We start from the raw sequence: 8,658 nt of genomic DNA, 5'->3' as shown, positions 1-8,658 counted from the left end.
TACTTTGTTCTTCTTCCCCTGGAAAACGCTGACGGATCATGAAGGGATATTCGGTTCGATATAAGCCGATACCTTCAGCACCACTTTGTTTACTCGGGGTAATATCTGCCACTAAGCCTGTATTCGCATAAAGAGGAATATTTATTTCATCCAAGGTCGTCGCCGGTAGATCAATTAACTCTTTCAGTTCCTGTGAAAGCTCTTCTTCTTGAAAAATGAGGCGTGAGTATTCTTTAATAATATGTTCAGAAGGTGAAATATACACCTTGCCACTATAGCCATCAGCCACGAGCAAACTGCCATCCAATTGCATAATAGGCAGTTCATTGACTCCAACAACTGTAGGTATTCCCATTGCTCTGGCCAAAATTGCAACATGAGACGTTCTGGAGCCACTTTTTAGAACAATACCGGCCACATTGGTTTTTTCTATATCGGCTAAAAGTGTCGCAGAAATATCATCGGCTACGATAATGCTATCTTTGGTCAATTTTTCGACGGGCAGGTCATTAATACCCTGCATTTGGTCAAATATACACTGACCTAAATCTCTAATATCTTTTACCCGTTCCTGCAAATAGGGATTGTCCATTTCACCAAATAATTTTATGTGATCAAAAATGGTATCCCTTAAGGCACCCGCAGCCCAGTTACCCATTTGAATATTTTTGATGGTGCTTTCGATCAATGTATTTGAATCCAGCATGAGTAAATAAGCATCAAAAACAGCCACATCTTCAGTCGGTAAGCCATCGGAAAGCAATTGGAAGGAGATTGATTTAATGTCTTTTCGCACAGATTCCAACGCCTGACGAAAGACATTGATTTCGTCATCAATATTTTCTGCCGGACGATCCGGCACGGCGTTCAATGAGACTGATGAGGCAATCGGCACGGCGTTGCCAACAGCAATTCCCGGAGAGCCGGGTTGGCCGACCATTGGGCGATAGTCCTGCCTTATTTTGGAAATATTTTTCATGCTATGAACAGGAATTTGTCTGCTCGCCTGAGCATTGATAATTGCCCCGGCCAATTGCGCGGCAATGGTCACTAAAAAATTCACTACATCAGAAGAAAAGCGGATACGTGACTCTGACTGCACCACTAATACGCCCAGTACTTCTCGGTGATGAGTAATGGGTATCCCGGTGAAACCGTGAAAACGCTCTTCATTAAGTGATGTGAAAAGTTTGAAACGAGGATGTTCCTGGGCGTCATCAAGATTAAGCGGATCGGTTCTTTGCGCCACCAGACTGACTAAACCCGCGCCATGTTCCATTTGTACTTGACCAACCAGTTCTGAGTTGAGGCCATCGGTGGCCATCAAGGTAAAAGTCGTATCATTGGTATCAAATAAATAAATTGAACAGACATCAGCATTGATAGCCTTTTTGACTCTTCTAACGATGATTTCCAGTACCTCACTGAGATCTCTCGTTGAGTTAATTTCCTGAACAATGCGTCGCAAGGTCTGCAACATACAGTACCCTTCCTTTTTTTATAGATGATAAGCTATGAATGTGGTTAAATTGACTAAAACCCTTACGAATGATGCTAAATTTTTATTTTATTTGTAATTATGTGGCTGATTTAAAAATGTTGGTTCAAAAAATTCCAGCGCCTGTTTGTAAACATCACGTTTAAATGCGATCACTTCACTCAATGGTGTCCAATAATCTGTCCATTTCCAAATATCAAATTCAGGGCGATGATTATGATCAAAGGATATTGATTGCTCATCTGACAGCAAGCGTAGCATAAACCACTTTTGTTTTTGACCGATACAAACCGGATGCTTATAGCGACGCACCAAATGGTCGGGCAGGTTATAACGTAGCCAGCCCTCAGTTTGAGCAACTAATTGCACGTCTTTTTCCTGCAGGCCGGTTTCTTCGTCCAGTTCGCGAAAGACGGCCTGCTCGGGTGATTCTGAGTGTGCTATGCCACCTTGGGGGAATTGCCAGGCATCTTGCCCTATTCTGCGAGCCCAGAAGAGTTTACCCTCATCATTAAAGATGATAATACCCACATTTGCCCGATAGCCGTCCGAATCAATCAATATTTCATACCAGTCGTTATATACATAATTAACAATCGCTTCAAAGAGTCTAAACTTAGGATTTACGATAAATTATATCACTGTTTTTTTCAAGAAAAGTGGTAAAATCAGTCTCTTTTTATAAAAAATCAGGGATAAGCAGTGAATTTAGCAATATTTGATTTAGATAATACCCTAATAGGCGGTGATAGTGATTACCTCTGGGGGAAATTTTTAGTTGAAAAAGAGCTGGTCGATCCCATTCTCTACGAACGTGAAAATCAGCATTTCTACGATGAATATAAAGCTGGAACTCTTGATATATATGACTTTCTTGAGTTTAGCCTAGCACCATTGAGCAAACATTCTATCACTACTCTGAATAAATTACATGATGAATTTATCCAGGATAAGATTGAAGAAATCTGGCTACCTAAGGCGGAAGCGCTATTAGCCCAACATCGCCAAAACAATGATTTTTTATTGATAATTACTGCCACAAATCATTTTGTTACAGCACCTATTGCTAAAAAATTGGCTGTTGATGATATTATCGCCACGATGCCGGAACAAATAAACAATCAATATACGGGAAAAGTATTAGGTATTCCTTGTTTTCAGGAGGGAAAAGTTGAACGTCTAAATCTTTGGTTAAAGGAACATGACTATTCCTTGGACAATAGTCATTTTTATAGTGATTCTATTAATGATCTCCCATTACTCCTCAAGGTTTCTCATCCGGTTGCAGTTGATCCTGATGAAAAGCTTGAACAATATGCCAAAGAACAACAGTGGCCTATCATTTCATTGAGAGATTAAGTGATCATTTAAGGTAGAAACTTCTTTTTAGCCAGAGCATATGTTTTAATGAATCCCACCAAAAAAATAATTCTATAAATACATGCAGATAAAACCCGTTCGCTTATTAGTTTTGATTATTTTTTCTTTTTTTGCCCCATATCTTGGCGCAACAAATTCTGAACATAATCATCAAACCATAGCTAATGATGCCTCTTCACTTGATGAAAAAATATTTTCCTTTATTCATAATCAATTAGCCCCGTCTGATTTTTTATTTTCCACTAGCACACTCATTATATTTTTCAGTATCCTCATCATCATTCTCAGTGTCTTTTATTATTTATCAGCACATAAGGGAATTATTGATAGTCGTAGAACAGCAATTATTTTCGTCCTATTGTTTATGGTCTCATTTACGAATATCATTGTTTGGACAACCCTTAAAAACATCAGAGAATTTGAAAGTTATCAAAAGGAGCTAGGGATTTCATCAGTCAAAAACACCCAGGCGACGATCAATCAATACATTCAAAATAAACAATTTTTACTGGAAAGCTTCGCCCATCTTCTCAAGCCTGAATTACAACAACTCATGGAATCAGCGAATAATGAATCTTTAATTACCAAGCTAAATTTTGAAATAGATAAACATTTTGGGAGTGTATTAACCTATAACCTCATCAACCCTGATGGTATTCCACTGATTACTAAAGAATCAATTAAAATTAGTTCCTTGTGTCGCATAGAACTGAATAAAATTTTAAAAAATACCCGATTAAATATTCCTCTCTCACTCCATGGTAAGAAAGACCATGATTATCATTTTGAAATTCGTAAAATTCTGAGAGATAACTCTGGAAAACCCTTTATATTTTTAATCCACGTTAGTATGGATGGCTTAATCAAAATACTCAAACGTAATCAATTATCTAATCAGATATTATTAATTACACATGTTAAATCCCCCGATCATATTATTGTCAGTACCGACGGCGTACAAGCCAGCCGTTTATTTGGTAGCCAGCTTAATTATGCCACGCGTGAAAAAAAGCTTTTTCAAGCACCTATTAAAGGTACTGACTGGGTACTGAATGTTTTTCCTGACACTGTTTTCACCCGAAATTACATTGCTTCCCGATGGCTCAATGCCAGTATCTTGTTTATTTCTTTGACTTTGATATCCATCGCCTTTCTGGTCAAACTCTTTCGCGAAGAACACAATCGTCTTGCTGTTGAGAAACAACTCAAAGAAAATCAGGATATTCTTGAGGATGAGATATTTAAGCGCACCATGGACTTAAGAAAAGCCAATGAAATGCTTAAGCTTGAGGCGAAAGGGAAAAATGAAACTCAAAATGCCTTATTAGAAAGTCAGGAACGCCTCAAGTTTGCCCTTGAGGGCAGTAATGATGCCTTATGGGATATAGATATCACCACCGGCAAACTCTATGTGAGTCCTCGATGGTCTTCCATGATGGCCTATCGGATTGGCGAAATCCCCAATGAACTAATGGCCTGGAAAAAGCTCTTACATCCTGATGATGAGCAAAAAGTGCTACAGCTATATGAGTCAATTAAACAGGGTAAAATCAATTTCTTTCATATTGAATACCGTTTTAAGACCCGAACCGGTCAATATAAATGGATTTTGAATCGTGGCAAAATAGTACAGGTTGATTCCAAGGGCAACCCTTTAAGAGCCGTTGGTACCCATAGTGATATCACCATGAGAAAAAATGCCGAACGAGAATTGGATCGTAATCGCTCTCATCTCGAAGAGCTGATCAGCGTACAAACAGCCGATCTCAAACAAGCAAAGGAAAATGCCGAACAAGCCAACCGAGCAAAATCTGAATTTTTAGCCAACATATCGCACGAACTTCGTACGCCAATGCATGGCATTCTCAGTTTCTCCAGTATCGGGATAAAAAATAGTCATAGTAACTCTCCCAATAAATTGCTTAATTACTTTGATAGAATTCATCAGAGTGGACAGCGTTTATTGCTACTACTCAATGATTTACTGGATTTATCCAAGCTAGAAGCAGAAAAGATGGATTACAATATGACCTATCACTCTTTGGATGAGCTGATATCACTGGTCATATCAGAGCTAAATGCTTTAATTGAAGAAAAGCATTTGAGCGTAAAAATGATCGGTAATGAAATTGACACCAGCGTAACCTGCGATAAAGAGCGCATTATGCAGGTCATTCATAACTTGCTGTCCAATGCGATTAAATTTTCTCAATCTGATTCGTTAATTACAATCGCATTTTCATATACTACAATTGAAGACAAGCACAATGATGATCAGCGTCTGATAAAAAAACAATCGGCGATTAGAGTCGATGTCAAAGATGAAGGCATTGGCGTGCCAGTCAATGAACTTGAGAGTATCTTTGACCAGTTTGCCCAGAGTAGTAAGACTAACACCGGTGCTGGTGGTACTGGGCTAGGTTTGGCCATTTGTAAAGAAATTATTGAAGGCCACCATGGTATAATTAAGGCGCAGAGTGTTTTTGGTCAGGGAACGACTATTTCTTTTAGTATTCCAGTACAATCCCATTCTGATCCTATCAAACAAACAGAAAGTCCGAGCCCCAAGAAAAAGAAATGAGTATGTATAAACTATTATCTGTTGACGATGAACCTATCAATCAAGCTATTGTTGAGGAGTTGTTTGCCACAACATTTGACGTTAGCCTAGCATCATCAGGTGAAGAATGTCTAAAAAACATCCATGACATTCAACCCGACCTCATTCTTCTGGACGTTTCAATGCTTGGAATGGATGGCTATGAAACCTGTCAGGCTCTGAAAAAAGACACGCTAACACAACATATTCCCGTTATCTTTGTCTCAGCACGAGGCACGCTTGAAGATAAAATTAAGGCCTATGAAGTCGGTGGTTATGATTATATTACCAAACCATTTAATCATTCCGAGCTGGAAATATGATGTGTCAGCCTTTTACCCCTCTTCAATCAATCGATTTAAGCTATTTCCTGCTGTATTTCATAATCGACTGGTGACAAATAATCATTAGCCGAATGAAGTCGCTCCCGATTATAAAATACCTCAATATATTCAAATATTGCCTGCTTTGCTTCTACTCTGGTTTTGAATCGACAATGGTGCGTCAATTCAGTTTTCAAACTATGAAAGAAGCTCTCTGATACAGCATTGTCCCAGCAATTTCCTTTGCGGCTCATAGACTGAATTATGTTATGATCCGACAATATTTTTCTATGACTATCAGAGGCATATTGGCTACCTCGGTCAGTATGCCAAAGCAATCCATCCATTGGTTTACGCTTCCATATGGCCATCAGTAAAGCATCATTGACTAGCTTGGCTTTCATTCGCTCATCCATCGACCAGCCAACAATTTGCCTAGAGAATAAGTCAATGACAACCGCTAAATATAACCAGCCTTCCTTGGTGGCAATATAGGTAATATCACCCACATAGTAGCGATCAGGTTGAGAGACAGTAAACTCTCTTTCCAGTAAATTTGGAGATATACGCTTATTATGCTTGGAATTAGTCGTCGCTTTAAAGCGTCTCTTCGTTTTACAAAACAAACCGGCTTTTTTCATTAATCGACCAATTCTCCGGCGGCTTATATGAACGCCTTTTTCAGCCAGTTTTCTTTTTAAGACGACGGGTTCCATAAGTCTTGCGACTGTCTTCAAACAGTTTTTTAGCTGCTCAGTAAGCGCTTCATTTTCTTTCTCTCTATCCGTTTTAGGAGAGCTAACCCAATCATAATAGCAACTACGGGAAACATCCATAAAACGGCACAGAATCGTTACCGGGTAATCTTTAGCCTGATCAGTTATCCATGCGTACTTCACAAAGTTTCCCTTGCAAAGTACGCTGTGGCCTTTTTAATAAATCACGCTCCTGAATCACTTTTGCCAATTCTTTTTTCAGACGTTTTACTTCATCATAAATGTGTTCATCATCTTTTAGTTGTTTTAAGTTGTGTGTCCGGTTAAGTATAGCCACATTAATACGAATAAAACAAACCATAGAGGCAAACCAACAGTCTATAGTCACGGAGCCCCAAACTATAGTCTCTAATACCCAAACAACACCACCATTAACAATAGACAAAGTGGATATTGCTGAAATCAGTGCCTCTTTTTTAGCCGCTTGCTGTAGCAGTCATTCACAGGAAAACTTAGCAGAGTTATTATTAAATTCATGTCAGAACCTAGGCCTGGATTGCTCATTTCAGTTTCGCTCTCAACTAGAAAACAGTCTATTTTCAACCCATAATGAAATTTCACCACTAGAGAAATCTTTATTTACTCAAACAATGAATGCTGAGCACTTCTTTGGTTTTAATGACAAGCTAATGATTAGCTTCCCGCATGTAGAATTATTATTCAAAAATATGCCTATGGCTGATAGTCCGCAATATAATGCACTAAAAGGTTTAATGGAAGTGATCGGTCTAGGGGTGAATTCACGCATTAAATCATTGCTGAATGAATGGCTACTCGATCGGCAATATGAACGCACTCTGGATGCACTTAAGTTTCACTTAAATGATTTTGCACAGCACGCTGAATCGATACAAGGCAAACAGTCTGAAAACATACAAAAACATTTAACTGAGCTTGAGAATGACGACAGCCGACTTGGCCTTAATAATTCACAGATAGAACAAATTAAATCAATGAATATAGAATTTTTAGCTCGAAACGAGGCCATTTCATCGGCAGAAATGACCATAGAAGAAAAAATAATTGCCCTAGAAAAAACCCTAAAAAAGCTAACGAACTAAAATTTAAGAGCACGCTTTACCTTTTATTACCTTGAACTGTGATTTCCACTCGATTACCACTGCCCAAATATTTGATTTCATCAACACTGGTCATTTTAGCCATGGCAATACCTCGACCATGAGAGTCAAAGGCACGAAGCGGATCCAGCTCCAAAAAGTTTTGCCATTCAAAGCCCTTGCCCTCATCAACAATTAATATTTTATTCGTTGATGCACCGCGCTTAAAACGTACTCGCACCCGTTTGTCTTTATGTTCCAAAGAATCTAAACGTTTTGTTACCTCAGACTCCCAAAGATCCTTAACCATTAGTTTTGACTTTTCGGCATAACAAATATCTAAATTACCATGCTCTACAGCATTGATTAACAACTCTGAAATACCGGTTACTACCTTATCAGGATAAGCGCAGGCGTTGGCTAATACCTTGGCTAAATCATTGGCTTCATCAATGCTTTGAAATTCAAAAATAGCTTCATGTAAAGTCGATAGGCCACGGACACTCTCCTCTAACTTAGAGGTCAGTAAATCATAGCGCATTTTATCTTCAATTGCCGTGCGGACAATTGAACGTAGCATTTCATCGTCAAAAGGCTTGGTTAGATAATAATAAGCACCGGAATTCATGCCTTCAATGATGTTTTGTTGAGAGGCTTTCGCAGTTTGTAAAATAACGGGGGTAGATTTAAGTTTTCGGTGAGATTTTATTTTTGCCAGCACTTCCATGCCATCCAATTTCGGCATCATCCGATCAAGCAAAATGACATCAAATTTGCTGGGTTCACTTTCTAATTGTGTCCAGGCATCCTGCCCATCGGCAGCAGTAAAAAGTTTATAGCCTTCGCCTTCAAGGTATTCTTCTATAATTTCCAGATTAAACGGCTCATCATCAACAACTAAAACCGTCGCATTAGAACGATTCATAATACGCTCCATGAATAATACGACCCATGAACGATGATTTTATATTTATTCTTCTTCAATAGAGACGTCCTTGGAACTTTAAGTAGTAAGCTTTATAAA

The 8,658-nt window shown here is 38.7% G+C and carries 9 protein-coding genes (1 of these 9 cut by a window edge); 4 read left to right on the top strand and 5 right to left on the bottom strand.

Translation table 11 applies throughout. The annotated features are described in order from the left end of the window. Together ptsP and JEU79_RS19445 are read right to left on the bottom strand one after the other, a co-directional pair. Positions 1-1,480, bottom strand: the 5' portion of a protein-coding gene (gene ptsP, locus JEU79_RS19450) for a phosphoenolpyruvate--protein phosphotransferase (protein WP_198265433.1). The gene continues 803 nt to the left of window position 1, outside the view; the window shows 1,480 of its 2,283 coding nt (coding positions 1-1,480); it begins with the start codon at positions 1,478-1,480; the stop codon falls past the left edge of the window. Between the two features lie 87 nt (positions 1,481-1,567). Continuing rightward, complete coding sequence (locus JEU79_RS19445; protein ID WP_198265432.1) at positions 1,568-2,059, bottom strand: RNA pyrophosphohydrolase; 492 nt, start codon at positions 2,057-2,059, stop codon at positions 1,568-1,570. 141 nt (positions 2,060-2,200) lie between these two features. On the opposite strand from JEU79_RS19445, the gene JEU79_RS19440 reads away from it, so the two are divergent. The 3 genes from JEU79_RS19440 (at position 2,201) to JEU79_RS19430 (ending at position 5,800) form a co-directional block, all read left to right on the top strand. Continuing rightward, on the top strand, positions 2,201-2,857 hold the full coding sequence (locus tag JEU79_RS19440) for a histidinol-phosphatase (RefSeq protein WP_198265431.1): 657 nt from the start codon (positions 2,201-2,203) through the stop codon (positions 2,855-2,857). Positions 2,858-2,939: 82 nt separating this feature from the next. Continuing rightward, positions 2,940-5,459, top strand: coding sequence for a PAS domain-containing sensor histidine kinase (locus JEU79_RS19435; protein WP_198265430.1), 2,520 nt, complete (start codon positions 2,940-2,942; stop codon positions 5,457-5,459). Beyond that, entirely contained in the window at positions 5,456-5,800 is a 345-nt protein-coding gene (locus JEU79_RS19430; protein WP_198265429.1) for a response regulator, read from the top strand. The genes JEU79_RS19435 and JEU79_RS19430 overlap by 4 nt, the downstream gene beginning before the upstream one ends. A 35-nt stretch (positions 5,801-5,835) precedes the next feature. On the opposite strand, the gene JEU79_RS19425 is transcribed toward JEU79_RS19430, so the two are convergent. Further along, positions 5,836-6,699: an IS3 family transposase gene (locus JEU79_RS19425; RefSeq protein WP_198263029.1), complete on the bottom strand. Its 864-nt coding sequence runs from the start codon at positions 6,697-6,699 to the stop codon at positions 5,836-5,838. Then, positions 6,677-6,877, bottom strand: coding sequence for a hypothetical protein (locus JEU79_RS19420; RefSeq protein WP_214660632.1), 201 nt, complete (start codon positions 6,875-6,877; stop codon positions 6,677-6,679). The genes JEU79_RS19425 and JEU79_RS19420 overlap by 23 nt, the downstream gene beginning before the upstream one ends. An 85-nt stretch (positions 6,878-6,962) precedes the next feature. Between JEU79_RS19420 and JEU79_RS19415 the strand changes: the two genes are divergently transcribed. Next, on the top strand, positions 6,963-7,637 hold the full coding sequence (locus JEU79_RS19415) for a hypothetical protein (protein ID WP_198265427.1): 675 nt from the start codon (positions 6,963-6,965) through the stop codon (positions 7,635-7,637). A gap of 16 nt (positions 7,638-7,653) precedes the next feature. On the opposite strand, the gene JEU79_RS19410 is transcribed toward JEU79_RS19415, so the two are convergent. After that, entirely contained in the window at positions 7,654-8,559 is a 906-nt protein-coding gene (locus tag JEU79_RS19410; protein WP_198265426.1) for a response regulator, read from the bottom strand. Positions 8,560-8,658 lie beyond the last annotated feature (99 nt).

Origin of the sequence: sulfur-oxidizing endosymbiont of Gigantopelta aegis (genome assembly GCF_016097415.1) — a bacterium.
GTDB lineage: Bacteria > Pseudomonadota > Gammaproteobacteria > GRL18 > GRL18 > GRL18.
The sequence above is the reverse complement of the archived record's forward strand: the minus strand, read 5'-3'. Positions and strand labels throughout refer to the sequence as shown.